The following is a 13,034-nucleotide window of genomic DNA, read 5'->3' as shown; positions in this document are numbered from 1 at the left end:
CACTGGTTCACGTACCAACTAGTAGCTTGTACGTCGATGATGCTACCCATCAGTAATAAGAAGCAACCCCGATCGGGTCATCTGTGACTCGTTACGCTTTGCCGCATGTACGGCTACGACCAGAGCGCCGGCCCCCAGCAGCAGTACGCCCCGCCGCCGCAGCAGCAGATGCCCGGGCAGATGCCCGGCGGCCAGATGGGGGGCGGTTACGGGCAGCAGCCACCCCTGTACCCGGAGCCGTCCCCGCCCTCCCTCGCGGACGCGGTGCGGGCCTTCACCACCGGGCAGATGGCGGCGGAGGACTTCCAGCAGGTCTTCGCGTCGTCCAAGGTGTACTGCCCGCGCGGGGACAACCCCGGATTCCTGGCGCTGCACAACACCCAGCAGCCGGTGATCCCGATGTTCACCTCGCTGAAGGAGCTGCGTCGGTACGCCGGCAAGGAGTCGAAGTACTTCGTGATCACCGGTGCGGAGGTGATCGATCTGCTGCCGACCGGGTACGGCTTCGTCCTCGACATGGAGGGGGAGCACCGGATGGTCTTCGACGCGAAGGCCGTGGAGCAGATGGTGGAGTTCGCGATGCGGCGGATGTATGGCTAGACGCCATTGCTTCGCAGACGGGTAGCTCCGCTGGTTCCGCCGGGTTCCGGGTCAGGGTCCGGGTCCGGGGCGGTGGGGTGCGGTTCGTTGCGGAGTGCGGGGCTGCGGGGGTTGTTCGCGCAGCTCCCCGCGCCCCTTCAGGGTGCGTCCCGGGGTGCGGGCTCGGCGGGAATGCCGGAAGGCCTGTGTGCTGTTGAGGGTGGCAGGAAGTTCAATCGTCAACTAAACTGAGCGCACAAGGAGGTACCGACATGCCCGCAGTGACTGTCGAGAACCCGCTGACCCTGCCCCGTGTCGCCGCACCGACCGACGCGGTGGCCCGACCGGTGCTCGCCGTGAATACCGCGCCCAGTGGGTTCGAGGGCGAGGGCTTCCCGGTTCGCCGGGCGTTCGCGGGGATCAACTACCAGCACCTCGACCCGTTCATCATGATGGACCAGATGGGCGAGGTGGACTACGCGCCGGGAGAGCCGAAGGGCACCCCCTGGCACCCTCACCGTGGCTTCGAGACCGTCACCTACATCATCGACGGGATCTTCGACCACCAGGACAGCCACGGCGGTGGCGGCACCATCACCAACGGCGACACCCAGTGGATGACGGCCGGCTCCGGCCTCCTCCACATCGAGGCGCCGCCGGAGTCCCTCGTCATGTCCGGCGGCCTGTTCCACGGCATCCAGCTGTGGGTGAACCTCCCGGCCCGGGACAAGATGATGGCCCCCAAGTACCAGGACATCCGCGGTGGTCAGGTCCAGCTGCTCACCTCTCCCGACGGAGGCGCGCTCCTCCGCGTCATCGCCGGTGAGCTGGACGGTCACCAGGGGCCGGGCGTCACCCACACCCCGATCACCCTGCTCCACGCGACCGTCGCGCCGGGCGCGGAGATCACCCTGCCGTGGCGGGAGGACTTCAACGCCCTCGCCTACGTCCTCGCCGGTCGTGGCAGCGTCGGTGCGGACCGGCGGCCCATCCACCTCGGGCAGACGGCGGTCTTCGGCGCGGGCTCCTCGATCACCTTCCGGGCGGACGAGCAGCAGGACTCCCATGCGCCCGACCTGGAGATCGTGCTTCTCGGCGGACAGCCGATCCGTGAGCCGATGGCCCACTACGGCCCGTTCGTGATGAACACCCGCCAGGAGCTCCAGCAGGCGTTCGAGGACTTCCAGAAGGGCCGGCTGGGGACGATCCCGGCGGTCCACGGGATGACCTCCGAAGGGCTGTAGCGAGCGCCCATCGCTGGGCAAATACGGCTCGTCCCCGCCAATCGGGCCACCGGGCGTCGTCCGGGTTCACTCCGCACCGGGTGATCATGCCCACCCGGCCGACGCCTGGCTGAGCGGCACCCCGCCGCGTAGGTTCGTGCGTGCCCACCCCTTCGGCTGACCTCCGGAGCGGGTGGCGCTCACGGGGGAGAGCGCACCACTCGGAGCCCGCCCCGGCCATCGGCCGGGGCGGGCTCAGTCCTGCCCGTTCCCCCGCACACGCAGGGAAACGGGGAGAGACACCATGCGCAGGCCGTTCCACGACGATGGATCCCGACGTCCGGCCCACCCTTCTCCGCTCACTTGAGCGCGCCCGCGCCGGCCCTTCTCGGAGGGTGCGCGACGGTCACGGCGGTCCGCTCGGCGGCCGCGGCGACCGCGCGGCGGCTGCCGGTCTGGTCGGCACCGGTGCTGTGGACGATCGCGCTCGGACTGTGGGGGCTCTCCCGGCAGCACAGCGTCTGGCGGGACGAGGCCGCGACCTGGCAGGTGGCACGGCGGTCGACCGCCGACATCCTCCACATGCTGGCCCAGGTCGACGTCGTGCACGGGGCCTACTACCTGCTGATGCACGGCCTCTTCACCTGCTTCGGACCCGGTACGACGACGCTGCGGCTGCCCTCGGTGCTGGCCATGGCGGGGGCGGCGGCCTGTGTCACGGTCATCGGCCGTCGGCTGGCCGGACCCTGGGCCGGGCTCGGGGGCGGACTGGCGTTCGGGCTGCTGCCGACCGTGCAGTTCCATCTCCAGGAGGGCCGCCCGTACGCGCTGATCGCGGCCGGCGCGGGACTCTCCACGCTGCTGCTGGTGACCGTGCTCCAGCGGGGGCGGGCCGGCGGAGGGGCGCGCTGGGCGGCGTACGGGGGCCTGATCCTGGTCTGCGGGCTGCTGAACTGGCTGTCCCTGCTGGTGGTGCCCGCACACGCGGCGACCCTGGCGTGGGCACGGGCGCCGCGCGCGACCTGGACGCGCTGGGCGGCGGCCTCGGCGGTCGCCGCGGCGGGAGTCCTGCCGCTGATCCTGTTCAGCCGGCGGCAGTCCGACCAGGTCTCCTGGATACCGCCGCTGACCTGGCACATGCTGATCGGCCCCGCGGTCCTGCTGACGATCGGCGGGCTGGGGGCCCTGCTGGACCGGCCGCGGGCGGGGCGGCTGTCGTTGGCGGCCGTCGCGCTGCCGCTGCTGGCGGTGCCGCAGCTCGGGCTGCTCGGCCTGTGCCTGATCCGTCCCGTGTTCCTCGACCGCTACGTCCTGTTCAGCATGCTGGGCCTGGCGCTGCTGATCGGGGCGGCCCTGAGCGCGGCGGTGCGGGCCGTCCGGCCGGAGTTTCCGAGGACGGCGTCGTGGCTCGTGCCGGTGCTGGTCGGCGTCGCGATGGTGGCGCTGTTGCCGCACTCACTGGCCAAACGGTCCCCTGACAGCCGGGTCGACGACGTCCTGGCCGCGGCCGTGCACGTACGGCACCTGAAGCGGCCCGGCGACGCGGTCCTCTTCGCCCCGTCGGCCCGGCGCGACACCGCGCTCGTCTCCCCCGACGACTTCGCGGGCCTGCGGGACATCGCGCTGGCCCGGAGCCCCGTGGCGTCCGGGACGCTCAAGGGGGTCGAGGCCGATCCCGTCCGGATACGGGACGCGATGCTGGCCCGCCACCGGATCCTGCTGGTCACCGACGCGCCCGGGGTGGCCCGTCCGCCGTCGGGGGGACGGGACCGGATGAAGGCCGCTGTGCTGGAGGAGTACTTCACCGTGGTGGCGGACGAGTCGGTGCGCGGGCGACGGGTGATCGTGTACGAGCGACGGTGATCACCGAGTAGGAGCGGCAGTGATCATCGTGTGCGAGCGGCGGTGATCGGGGGCCGCGCGTCGGCGTCACCCGGGCGGGGTCCCATCCGGCGACACGGGCGGTGGGGCGTGGTGCCCTGGGGGTGTGCAGCTGCTTCCCGAAACCGTGCGGCGTCTGGCCGCGTGGTGCGCCGTCGCGCTGCTGGTGGCCGGGGTCGCGTACGTCGGCGTGCGGCTGTGCGTGGAGTTCCGGACGGCGGTGACACCGGTGCTGCTCGCGCTGTTGGGGACCGCCCTGCTCGGGCCGCTGCACCGCAGGCTGGTCAAGGCGCGGGTGCACCGGTCGCTGGCGGCGGCGTTGACCTGCGTGGCCGTGGTCGGGGTCGTCGGCGGTGCCGTGTACATCGTGGTCGCGGCGCTCGTCGAGACGGGGGACCAGATCATCGCCTCGCTGCGGGACGCCGCCGGTGATCTCGCCTCGCACTTCGGGGCGGCGGGGACCTCGCTCGACGATCTGGCAGCCAACGCGAAGGAGTTGCTCGCCAGGTTCGGGGGGACGGCGGCGTCCAACGTCATCAGCGGGGTGAGCGTCGTCGCGGAGGTCATCGCGATGGCCGTGCTCGCGCTGTTCCTCGTCTTCTTCTTCCTGCGGGACTCGCACCGGGCCGTCGACACGATCCGGGCGCTGTCACCGAGCGGGGGCGCCGACACCGTCGAGGCGATCGCGCGGCGGGCCTTCGAGGCGGTCGAAGGGTTCATGCGGGGGACCACCCTCATCGCCCTCATCGACGCGGTCTGCATCACCGTCGGGCTGTGGATCCTGGACGTCCCGGGGGCGATCGGCCTCGGAGCGCTCGTGTTCGTGGGGGCGTACCTGCCGTATCTCGGCGCGTTCGTGTCGGGTGCGGTGGCCGTGCTCGTCGCGCTCGCGGACCGGGGGGTGGTGATCGCGCTGTGGGTGCTGGGGATCGTGCTGCTCGTGCAGGTGCTGGAGGGGCATGTGCTGCTGCCGGCCATCCAGAGCCGCACCGTGCGGATGCATCCGGCGGTGGTGATGCTCGCGATCGCGGCGGGGGCGTCGGTCGCGGGGGTGCTGGGGATGCTGCTGGCGGTGCCGCTGACGGCCGCGGCGTTCGGGGTGGCGCACGAGCTGAGGGGGCGGTTCGGGGAGTCCCGGCCGGGGCCCCGACCGGGTTCGGGTGGTCCCGGTCCGGCCCCGGCCGGTCCCCCCTCGGGTGCCGTCTAGTTGTGGGGTCTCAGGATGTTGGTTCCGCGGCGTCCTCGAAGGTGGGCTGCTGGGGGATTGTGTCGAGCGGCTTCGGTGGCTGGTCGAACACGATGCGGTGGTCGCTGCCGGAGGTCCGGCTGGTGGGTGGCCGGCCTCCGGGCGCGGAGTGCGGGCGCTCGTGGTTGTAGTGGTTGAGGAAGTCCGCGGGCGCGGCCCTGCTGGTGGTGCTCTTGGGCTCGGTGGCCGCGTTCACCGGGATCTCGGGGGCTCCGCGTGAGCAGCTGTGCGGGGCGTCAGCGTGCGAACTTGTGGGGTCAGCGTGCGAACTTTTCGATGGCCGCCGGGGTGACGGGGGTGAAGAAGTTGACGAGGTTGCCGTCGGGGTCGCGGAACAGCAGTGACCGGTTACCCCAGGGCATCGTGGTGGGCTCGTTGACGAAGTCGGTGACGAAGCCGGTCAGGTTGTTGTGAACGCGGTCCACGTCGTCGACGAGGAACTCGGTGATCACGCTGTGGTTGTCCGCCGGGCGGGCAGAGCCCGGGGCGAACAGCGGGACGGTGCGGGTGCCGGCGATCGCGAGGGTGGCGCCCGCGGTCCTGAGTTCGGCGAAGTCGTCGGTGGCCCACGTCGCCTGCGTTCCTGTGGCTCGCTCGTAGAACTCGACGAGGCGTGCGACGTCGCTGGTGATGATGCGGATCGAGACGAAGTCCATGGGAATCTCCTTGGCTGGTGGTGGAGGCGTATACGCCGCAGGCTAGGAGAAATAGGGGACAGAATCGGTCCTGTATTCGCGTTAGGCTGCGAACGTGCCCCGACCCACCGGCCGCGTGCTGACACTCCTGGAGCTGCTGCAGTCGGGCGGCACCCGGACTGTGGCCGAACTGGCCGACCGTCTCGGCGTCGAAGGGCGCACTGTGCGGCGGTATGTGGGCCAGCTGATCGACCTGGACGTGCCCGTGGAATCGGTGCGCGGCCGCTACGGCGGGTACCGGCTCGCTGCCGGGTACCGCCTGCCGCCCCTCATGCTCAGCGACGACGAGGCGCTGGCCGTGCTGCTCGGCCTGGTCGCCGGCCGCCGGACAGGGCTGACGACGACGGAGCGCACGGCGAACGAGACGGCGTCAGCGAAGATCCGGCGGGTGCTGCCCAAGCACATTGCCCGCCGGCTCGACACACTCCTGGACACCCTCGCCTTCACGGATCAGCCCGGCGAGTTCGACACCCCGGACGCCGGGCTCCTGCTCACCATCGCCGATGCGGTGCGCCACCGCCGACCGGTCTCGATCCGCTACACCGACCGCGACGGACGGCGCAGCGAACGCACACTGCACGCCTACGGGATCGTCGCCCACGAGGGCCGGTGGTACGTCACGGGCAAGGACGCCCAGCTCGGCGAAGACCGAACCTTCCGGCTCGATCGCATCGCAGACGCGAGGACCCTGCCCGGCTCATTCGAAGCGCCCGCGGGTCCCGGTCCGACACAGCGCGTGCTGTCAGGATTCGCCACAGCCGAGTACCGGCATGAGGTGACCTTGCGGATCCACGGGACAGTTGAGCAGATCCGCGCGCACCTCCCCGCCGGCGTCGCGAGCATCGAGGAACACGAGCCCGCGGCCGGCCAGGACCCGGCGGCCGAGCACTGGCCGCGCGTCCAGCTGCGGGCCGAGCGACTCGACTGGTTGCCTCCAGTACTCGCCTCACTCGACCGGCCGTTCGTCATCGAGCGCCCCAAAGAACTACGCGACCTCGTCATCGCACTCGCCGATCGCCTCACGTCCTACGCCCGCAAGCCTGACAACGAGGAACCAATGTCATGAGACGACACATCTAGTGCCGCATCAGGCAACGTTCGCCCTGTCGATCACGGCTCGTAGCCGTGATCGGCGGCGCGACGGTTTCGCCAGATGATGCAGCGGCGGATCATGCTGCTCTGCTCCTTGTGGCCGGCGTGGTCGGTGCCGTCCAGGGCGAAGTGGCGCAGGGCGGTGCACTGGGCCTCGATGCGGTTCAGCACGAGCTGTTCGTGGGCGGGTAGGCGAGCTCGACGTTGTTGGCCGCGGCCCAGTCGCCGACCCGGCTGTCCTTCTTCGTGGTCAGGTGCGGGGAGAACTTGTCGAGCACGATCGCGATGCGGATCTCGGGCGAGTGGAGGCTGCGCAGGTAGCGGCAGAACTCCAGGGACCTCGTCCGGTTCTTCTTCGGCTTGATCGGCCGTAGAGCTTGTCCCGGGCAAGGTCGTAGGCGGCGAACAGATGTCTGACCCCGTGCGGGCGGGTGTTGGTCGCCCGCCGTCGGGGCCGGGACTCCCGGTCGGGGTCCTTGTGCCGTCCGCCGCGCTCGGCCCCCTGTCGGCCGGGGTGGGGCTGGAGGTTGAGCGGCCCGAACTCGTCCAGGCATAAGACGACTTGGGGTTCACCGTCCTCGGGTACGACCTCGCCGTCGGCGATCGCGCAGAGGTGCTCGACGCGGGCCTTCTTGGGGGCATAGTCAGGGTCTCGGGAGGTCTTCCAGGTCCTTATACGTGGAAAAGACACGCTCTCCTCGCGGAGCAGGACCCGAAGGCCCTCGTGGCTGATGTCGTCGACCACCCCCTCGGCGACCAGGAAGTCGGCCGGCTTGGCCACGCTTCAGGTCGAGAACGGCAGACCGTGCCCGGCCGGCCTGGACTTGGCGATCTTCTCGATCTCGCGCCGCTCGGGCAGGGTGAATGTCCTGGTCCGACCCGCCTTTGTACTTTGGGTAGAGGGAGTCGAAGCCGTCGGCGTTGAAGTTGTGGATCGCGTCCCGGACCCGGTCCGCGCTGGTGAACGTCACCTCGGCGATCTTCGCCACGGGCATGCCTGGGCGGACAGCAGCACCATCTGGGCCCGCCGCCAGGTCACCACCGACCCGCCGACCCGGCGGATGATCCGCAGCAGGCGCTGCCCCTCTTCGTCATCGACTCGCGGACGCGTACTCGCTCAGCCGCCAGCCACAGCTTCCCTGCCGCGCGCTGCCAACGAGTGTCATTCCGCTGGCGTTCCGATCCGCAGCCGGTTGCCGTCCGGGTCGCGCAGCTCAATCTCACGTGCCCACGGAGCATCCTTCGCCTGCACGCCGAACTCGGAGGCGATGACGTCGACATCACGAACGCGGAGGTAGACCAACGTGTCGGGACGGGCATCGCCCTTGTGCTCCGACAAGAACAACCGCACCCCACCCCGGGCGACCTCGACGAACACGGGAAGTCCCGGTTCGAATCGGTGTTCCCACTGCTTGGCGAAGCCCAGTCGCCCGTACCACGCGACCGCCGCCGCAGCGTCCTCGACGCGAAGAATGGGAATGACTTCTTCGGCCATGGCGTCATCGTCGCAGACCGCCCAGGGCGAACGTTGCCTGATGCGGCACTAGCTCAGGGACTCGTCGTGCGCACCTTCCGGCGGGGGTGTCTCGTACAGCTCGAACCAGATGCTCTTGCCGTCGCCGCGGGGGTCCACGCCCCAGGCGTCGGCGAGCACGTCCATGAGGACGAGGCCGCGGCCGGAGGAAGCGAGTTCACCGGGGTGGCGCTTGTGGGGGAGGTCGTCGCTGGTGTCGGTGACCTCGACGCGCATCCGGCGCTTGCCGCCGTCGCCGGTCATCTCGGCGACGAGGAGGGCGTCCGCGTCGGTGTGGACGAGGACGTTGGTGAGCATCTCGGAGACGAGGAGCACGGCGGAGTCGACCTGGTCGCCGCAGCTCCAGTCGTGCAGGAGTTCGCGCACCTGCTGACGGGCGCCGGCGATGCGCTCGGGCTCCGCCTGGGCGACGGTCAGGGCGGTGCGGCGGGTGGGCGCCGGTACGGCGGTGGTGCCGCCGCGTCCCGCGCTCTCCCGGCACAGCAGCAGCATCGCTATGTCGTCCTCGCGCCGGTCGGCGAGCGGGCCGGGCGTGTGGTGGGAGGAGGGGCCGTGCACCCCTTGCACGAGCGCGTCGGCCAGCGCCTCCAGCCGCCCCGGCCCGAGCCCGGGGGCCTCCGGCCGAACGGAGACGAGGGCGGCGGCCGGGGCGCGGGCCGCCGCCGGGGCGCGGGCGCCCGGCTCCTCCGCCGCCGCTCCTCCAGCCCCGTCGACCTCCAGGGTTCCTGCGGATCGCTGGGCACCCCCGGCCTCCGGCGTCTCCCTGACCTCGGTGGCCCCGTCGACCTCCATGGCCCCTTCGGATTGCTGGGCCCCTTCGGATCGCAGGGCATCCCCGGCCTCCAGGGCTTCCCCAAACCTCGGGACACCCCCGGCTTCCAGGTCGCCTCCGACCCCCGGCACGCCCCCGGCCTCCAAGGCACCCCCGGTCTCCACGGCCCCCGCGGTCTCGGCCGGGTCCGCGTCGAAGGTTTCCAGGATCGTGCGGATGCGGCGCCAGCCCGTTTCGAGGTCGTGACCGCCGGTCTCGATGAGGCCGTCGGTGCACAGGAGGATGGTCTCGCCCGGCTCCAGCACCAGCCGGGTGGTGGGGTAGTCGGCGTCGGGGTCGATGCCCAGGGGGAGGCCGCCCGGGGTGGGCCGGACGAGGACCGTTCCGTCGGCCATGCGGACCACCGGATCGGGGTGCCCGGCACGGGCGATGTCCAGGACGCCGGAGGGCGGGTCGACCTCGACGTAGAGGCAGGTCGCGAAGCGGAGGTCGGGGTAGGCGTCGGCGGCGGAGTCGGTGATGCCGTGCAGGAAGCGCGAGGCGCGGGAGAGGACGGCGTCGGGGCGGTGGCCCTCGGAGGCGTAGGCGCGCAGGGCTATGCGGAGCTGGCCCATCAGACCGGCGGCGCGCACGTCATGGCCCTGGACGTCACCGATGACCAGCGCGAACCGGCCGCTCGGCAGGGCGATCATGTCGTACCAGTCGCCGCCGACCTGGAGTCCGCCGCCGGTGGGGACGTACCGCGCGGCGACGCTCATGCCGGGTATCTCGGGGCCCAGGCTGGGCAGCATCGTGCGCTGCAGGCCGTCGGTCAGTTCGCGCTCGGTCTCGGCGGCGCCGGCGCGGGAGAGGGCCTGGGCGAGCATGCGCGCGACGGTGGTCAGGACCGAGCGCTCGTCGGGGGTGAAGGTGACGGGGTGGGTGAAGCCCGCCATCCACGCGCCCATCGTGCGGCCGGCGACGGTCAGCGGCAGGAACGCCCAGGACTGGCGGCCGAACTGTTCGGCGAGCGGCCAGGCCGTGGGGTAGCGCCCCTTGTAGTCCTCGGGGGAGGAGAGATAGACGGCGCGGCCGGTGCGGACCACCTCGGCGGCCGGGTAGTCCGTCTCCAGCGGCATATGGGTGAAGGGGCGTTCGTCGCCCTGGTTGTGCCCGTGGTGGCCGATGACGGTGAGGCGGTCGGCTTCCACACCGAAGACCGCGAGGCCGTCCGGTGAGAAGCCGGGCATCGCCAGGCCTGCCGCGACCCGCAGCACCTCGGCCGTGGACCGCGCCTCGGCCAGCGCCCGGCCCGCGTCCAGCAGGAACGCCTCGCGCGACCGCCGCCAGTCGCCGGTGACGGACGGCCCCCGCACGGCGGTCGCCGGGGAGGGCTCGGTGACCTCCTGGATGGTGCCGATCAGCTCGAAGGACTTGAGCACCGGGTCGAAGGTCGGCTTCGAACGGCTGCGGATCGTACGGACGACCCGGCCCTGTTCGTCCATGACCCGGATCCGTACCTCGGCGAGGGTGTCCTCGGCGACGGCGAGCTGCACGACCGAGACGATCTCGTTCCAGTCGACGGGGTGCAGCCGCGAGCGCGCCCCGGCCTGGGTCAGGGTCGTCGGCCGGGCGGGCAGCCCCATGAGCCGGGCGGCCTCGGCGTCCAGCGTGACGGTTCCGGCAGCGCTGTCCCAGGTCCACAGTCCCGTCGCGAGGGCGGACAGGACGTCCCCCACGGTGGGCGGGGGCTCACCAGTGCGCATTGACCCACTCTAAGAACAGCTGATCGGACCGTGCCACCGAAGCTGTACCGGGCACCGAGCGGTGCCGGAGGTCATGACGACCCATGAGCCGATGAGGACCATGACGGAGCCATGACGAGAAACCACGACCGGCGGCGACGGAGGTGACGGCAATCGACGCTAGCGACAGTAACCGCTTGCGGTCCTGCCCATGGCTATGACGGTGCGTATCCGGTCAGGGAATGACCGCCGCGTCGTCGTGGGCCTCTGCGTGACGGCCCTGCCCGACGGTAAGCGCTGGAGGCCCTGGCCCCTGGGGAACTGGATGTCCTGGCCCTCGGGGAAATGGTGGGGAGGCGATCTCGGGGTGGCCGGTACCCTTGGCGTTGTTTCACGTGAAACAACGGCCGAGGGAACACCGGCCGTGAAACACCCGCCAGATCCCCGATCAGCGAAGGCTGGATGAACGACGATGCATCGGTACAGGTCCCACACCTGCGGCGAGCTCCGCGCCTCTGACGTCGGCACCGACGTCCGGCTGAGCGGCTGGCTGCACAATCGGCGCGACCTGGGCGGCATCCTCTTCATCGATCTCCGCGATCACTACGGCATCACGCAGCTGGTGGCCCGCCCGGGCACCCCGGCCTACGAGGCGCTGGACAAGATCTCCAAGGAGTCGACCGTCCGGGTCGACGGCAAGGTCGTCTCGCGCGGCGCCGAGAACATCAACCCGGACCTGCCCTCCGGCGAGATCGAGGTCGAGGTCGGCGAGGTCGAGCTGCTCGGCGCGGCCGCCCCGCTCCCCTTCACCATCAACGCCGAGGACGGGGTCAACGAGGAGCGGCGCCTGGAGTACCGCTTCCTCGACCTGCGCCGCGAGCGCATGCACCGCAACATCATGCTGCGTACGGCCGTGATCAGCGCCATCCGTCACAAGATGACGGCCCTCGGCTTCAACGAGATGGCGACGCCGATCCTGTCCGCCACCTCCCCCGAGGGCGCCCGCGACTTCGTCGTGCCGTCGCGCCTCAACCCGGGCAAGTTCTACGCCCTCCCCCAGGCCCCGCAGCAGTTCAAGCAGCTGCTGATGATCTCGGGCTTCGACCGCTACTTCCAGATCGCGCCCTGCTTCCGCGACGAGGACGCCCGCGCGGACCGTTCGCCGGGCGAGTTCTACCAGCTCGACGTGGAGATGTCCTTCGTCGAGCAGGAGGACGTCTTCCAGCCCATCGAGAAGCTCATGACCGAGCTCTTCGAGGAGTTCGGCAACGGGCGGCACGTCACCTCGCCCTTCCCGCGCATCCCGTTCCGTGAGGCGATGCTCAAGTACGGCTCCGACAAGCCGGACCTGCGGGCCCAGCTGGAGCTGGTGGACATCACCGATGTCTTCGAGGGCTCCGAGTTCAAGGCGTTCGCCGGCAAGCACGTGCGTGCCCTCGCGGTGCCGGACGTCTCGGCCCAGCCGCGCAAGTTCTTCGACCAGCTCGGCGAGTACGCGATCGAGCAGGGCGCCAAGGGTCTGGCCTGGGTGCGGGTCGCCGAGGACGGTTCGCTGTCCGGCCCGATCGCCAAGTTCCTCACCGAGGACAACGTCGCCGAGCTGACCAAGCGGCTGTCGCTGGCCGCCGGCCACGCGGTCTTCTTCGGCGCGGGCGAGTTCGAAGAGGTCTCGAAGATCATGGGCGCGGTGCGGGTCGAGGCCGCCAAGCGCGCCGGGCACTTCGAGGAGGGCGTCTTCCGGTTCTGCTGGATCGTCGACTTCCCGATGTACGAGAAGGACGAGGACACCGGCAAGATCGACTTCTCGCACAACCCGTTCTCCATGCCGCAGGGCGGTCTGGAGGCCCTGGAGACCCAGGACCCGCTGGACATCCTCGGTTGGCAGTACGACATCGTCTGCAACGGCGTGGAGCTGTCCTCCGGCGCGATCCGGAACCACGAGCCCGACATCATGCTCAAGGCCTTCGAGATCGCGGGCTACGACCGTGACACCGTCGAGGAGCAGTTCGCCGGCATGCTGCGCGCGTTCCGCTTCGGCGCCCCGCCGCACGGCGGCATCGCGCCGGGCGTCGACCGTATCGTCATGCTCCTCGCCGACGAGCCCAACATCCGCGAGACCATCGCCTTCCCGCTCAACGGCAACGCCCAGGACCTGATGATGGGCGCGCCGACGGAGCTGGAGGAGGCGCGGCTGCGCGAGCTGCACCTGTCGGTGCGCAAGCCGCAGCCGAAGTAGGACAAGCCTTTAGAAGCGCTTTCCGGAGGGCCCGGGAGAGGGACCTGAAATC

10 protein-coding genes and 1 pseudogene are annotated in these 13,034 nt (G+C 70.7%); 6 read left to right on the top strand and 5 right to left on the bottom strand.

Annotation, left to right across the window (positions count from 1 at the left end):
* The first annotated feature begins 105 nt into the window (after positions 1–105).
* The 4 genes from ACZ9QC_RS20775 to ACZ9QC_RS20760 all read left to right on the top strand — a co-directional run bounded on the left by ACZ9QC_RS20775 (position 106) and on the right by ACZ9QC_RS20760 (position 4,890).
* Positions 106–600, top strand: a complete 495-nt coding sequence (locus ACZ9QC_RS20775; RefSeq protein WP_184906245.1) for an SseB family protein — start codon at positions 106–108, stop codon at positions 598–600.
* A gap of 251 nt (positions 601–851) precedes the next feature.
* Positions 852–1,823 (top strand): pirin family protein, encoded by a 972-nt coding sequence (locus tag ACZ9QC_RS20770; RefSeq protein WP_472921511.1) that lies wholly within the window; start codon positions 852–854, stop codon positions 1,821–1,823.
* A 447-nt stretch (positions 1,824–2,270) separates the two neighbouring features.
* Entirely contained in the window at positions 2,271–3,665 is a 1,395-nt protein-coding gene (locus tag ACZ9QC_RS20765) for a glycosyltransferase family 39 protein (RefSeq protein WP_472921748.1), read from the top strand.
* A gap of 124 nt (positions 3,666–3,789) precedes the next feature.
* Positions 3,790–4,890 carry an AI-2E family transporter gene (locus tag ACZ9QC_RS20760; RefSeq protein ID WP_472921510.1) on the top strand — a complete coding sequence of 367 codons (1,101 nt, stop codon included), beginning with the start codon at positions 3,790–3,792 and terminating at the stop codon, positions 4,888–4,890.
* A 10-nt stretch (positions 4,891–4,900) separates the two neighbouring features.
* Here ACZ9QC_RS20760 and ACZ9QC_RS20755 read toward each other — a convergent pair whose 3' ends face one another.
* On the bottom strand, positions 4,901–5,125 hold the full coding sequence (locus ACZ9QC_RS20755; RefSeq protein WP_472921509.1) for a hypothetical protein: 225 nt from the start codon (positions 5,123–5,125) through the stop codon (positions 4,901–4,903).
* Positions 5,126–5,186: 61 nt separating this feature from the next.
* On the bottom strand, positions 5,187–5,585 hold the full coding sequence (locus ACZ9QC_RS20750; protein ID WP_472921508.1) for a VOC family protein: 399 nt from the start codon (positions 5,583–5,585) through the stop codon (positions 5,187–5,189).
* Between the two features lie 94 nt (positions 5,586–5,679).
* Between ACZ9QC_RS20750 and ACZ9QC_RS20745 the strand changes: the two genes are divergently transcribed.
* Positions 5,680–6,690, top strand: coding sequence for a helix-turn-helix transcriptional regulator (locus tag ACZ9QC_RS20745; RefSeq protein ID WP_472921507.1), 1,011 nt, complete (start codon positions 5,680–5,682; stop codon positions 6,688–6,690).
* A gap of 21 nt (positions 6,691–6,711) precedes the next feature.
* Here ACZ9QC_RS20745 and ACZ9QC_RS20740 read toward each other — a convergent pair.
* The 3 genes and pseudogenes from ACZ9QC_RS20740 to ACZ9QC_RS20730 all read right to left on the bottom strand — a co-directional run bounded on the left by ACZ9QC_RS20740 (position 6,712) and on the right by ACZ9QC_RS20730 (position 10,767).
* Positions 6,712–7,844: pseudogene (locus ACZ9QC_RS20740) on the bottom strand (IS630 family transposase).
* 34 nt (positions 7,845–7,878) lie between these two features.
* Positions 7,879–8,211 (bottom strand): glyoxalase superfamily protein, encoded by a 333-nt coding sequence (locus ACZ9QC_RS20735; protein ID WP_472921506.1) that lies wholly within the window; start codon positions 8,209–8,211, stop codon positions 7,879–7,881.
* A gap of 48 nt (positions 8,212–8,259) precedes the next feature.
* On the bottom strand, positions 8,260–10,767 hold the full coding sequence (locus ACZ9QC_RS20730) for a SpoIIE family protein phosphatase (RefSeq protein WP_472921505.1): 2,508 nt from the start codon (positions 10,765–10,767) through the stop codon (positions 8,260–8,262).
* Positions 10,768–11,218: 451 nt separating this feature from the next.
* Here ACZ9QC_RS20730 and aspS point away from each other — a divergent pair, with 451 nt between their 5' ends.
* Positions 11,219–12,982, top strand: coding sequence for an aspartate--tRNA ligase (gene aspS / locus ACZ9QC_RS20725; protein ID WP_472921504.1), 1,764 nt, complete (start codon positions 11,219–11,221; stop codon positions 12,980–12,982).
* Positions 12,983–13,034 lie beyond the last annotated feature (52 nt).

The organism is Streptomyces sp. HUAS MS02, assembly GCF_055702265.1.
Note: the sequence above shows the minus strand (reverse complement) of the source record. Positions and strands in the feature narration are given on the sequence as shown.

What these genes read in the sequence shown, in the direction of transcription:
- ACZ9QC_RS20775 (WP_184906245.1), top strand. Translation starts at nt 106, where the DNA reads ATGTACGGCTACGACCAGAGCGCCGGCCCCCAGCAGCAGTACGCCCCG.
- ACZ9QC_RS20770 (WP_472921511.1), top strand. Translation starts at nt 852, where the DNA reads ATGCCCGCAGTGACTGTCGAGAACCCGCTGACCCTGCCCCGTGTCGCC.
- aspS (WP_472921504.1), top strand. Translation starts at nt 11,219, where the DNA reads ATGCATCGGTACAGGTCCCACACCTGCGGCGAGCTCCGCGCCTCTGAC.
- ACZ9QC_RS20730 (WP_472921505.1), bottom strand. Translation starts at nt 10,767, where the DNA reads ATGCGCACTGGTGAGCCCCCGCCCACCGTGGGGGACGTCCTGTCCGCC.
- ACZ9QC_RS20735 (WP_472921506.1), bottom strand. Translation starts at nt 8,211, where the DNA reads ATGGCCGAAGAAGTCATTCCCATTCTTCGCGTCGAGGACGCTGCGGCG.
- ACZ9QC_RS20750 (WP_472921508.1), bottom strand. Translation starts at nt 5,585, where the DNA reads ATGGACTTCGTCTCGATCCGCATCATCACCAGCGACGTCGCACGCCTC.